This is a genomic window from Bradyrhizobium sp. PRIMUS42, from assembly GCF_023006515.1.
Lineage (GTDB): Bacteria > Pseudomonadota > Alphaproteobacteria > Rhizobiales > Xanthobacteraceae > Bradyrhizobium.
The window spans coordinates 1-1350 of record NZ_JALBGZ010001130.1 but is presented as its reverse complement, the minus strand read 5'-3'; the positions used below and the strand labels follow the sequence as shown (position 1 = coordinate 1350).

The following is a 1350-nucleotide window of genomic DNA, read 5'->3' as shown; positions in this document are numbered from 1 at the left end:
CGCAGTGACCCGAACGGTACCGCCGCCGGTCAGTTGCTGGGCTGCCGCCTCATGGACTGGCACCGGGCATGCTTCTCTGTCTCTCTCGTTTGGCTTGCCGATCTCGGCGCGGCCGCCGGCGACGTCGACATTTGTGCCGCGCAGGCTCTGGCTGACATTGACGGCGGTCAGGCCCATCGCCTGCAAACGGTCCGGGTCGAGCGAGACCAGGATCTCGCGCTCGACACCGCCGATGCGCTCGACCTGGGCGACGCCGCGGACGCCTTGCAGCGCGCGCTTGACCACGTCGTCGACGAAATAGGAAAGCTGCTCCGGCGTCTTGCCGGGTGAGATCGCGGCATAGGTGACGATCGGCAGGCCGATGACGTCGACGCGCTGGATCAGCGGCTCGGTGACGTTCTGCGGCAGGTTCGAGCGCACACGCGTCACCGCGTCCTTGACGTCGTTGAGGGCGCGGTCGGTGTTGGTCTCCAGTGCGAACTGGATGGTGGTGACCGACACGCCGTCGGTGATCTGTGAGGTGATGTGCCGCACGCCCTCGACGCCGGAGACCGCGTCTTCAACCGTCTTGGTCACCTGCGATTCCAGCTCAGCGGGCGCCGCGCCGAACTGCGAGACCACGACCGAGATCACGGGAATGTCGGCCGAAGGCAGCCGCGTCACCGCGAGCTTGGTGAAAGATACCCAGCCGAGAATCAGGAGGATGATCGAGAAGACGACCGACGGCAGCGGATTACGGATCGACCATGCCGAGATATTGAGAGCCATCAGCGTACCCGCGTGCGATCGAGTTCATCGGCGAACATGGTCTTGATCTGGTCGCCGTCATGGAGCGAAGAGCCGGCGTCGGCGACGACGATTTCGCCGACGTCGAGGCCTTCCAGGATTTCCGTCGCGCTGTCGGACGACAGTCCGACCCGTACCTTGCGCGTCTCGATCGTGTTGCCCTTGACGACCTGAATGGTGAGATGGTCGATCGCGGTCTTGGGGATCGAGACGCCGCAGCTTCGCTTGGCGTCGATCGAGGCGCGGGCGAACACGCCGACCTTCAGCGAGGGATTGTTGGTGACGCTGATGCGGACGCGGCCGAGCTGCGTGGCGCGGTCGATCTCGGGCGCAACCAGCCGGACCCGGCCGATCAAATCGGGCGCGTCGTCGCGGCTGATGCGCACGGTGGCGCCGGAGCTGAGCTTGGGCATGTGCACCGCCGGGACCTGAGCATCGAGCTCGATCTCGTTGTTGACGGCGATGCGGAACATCGGGCCGGCCTGCGGGGATGCGGGCGCGCCGACGATGGTGCGGACTTCGGTGATGAGGCCCGGCGCAGGCGCCTTCAGCGAGACCGGGCCT

At 66.3% G+C, this 1350-nt stretch carries 2 protein-coding genes; both read right to left on the bottom strand.

Features of this window, described 5'->3' with window-relative positions; all coding sequences use genetic code 11:
- On the bottom strand, positions 1–768 hold a 768-nt coding region (locus MOV75_RS38295), incomplete at its 3' end, for an efflux RND transporter permease subunit (RefSeq protein ID WP_247008025.1).
- The coding region (locus MOV75_RS38290) for an efflux RND transporter periplasmic adaptor subunit (RefSeq protein ID WP_247008022.1) at positions 768–1350 on the bottom strand (583 nt) is incomplete at its 5' end. The genes MOV75_RS38295 and MOV75_RS38290, both read right to left, overlap by 1 nt.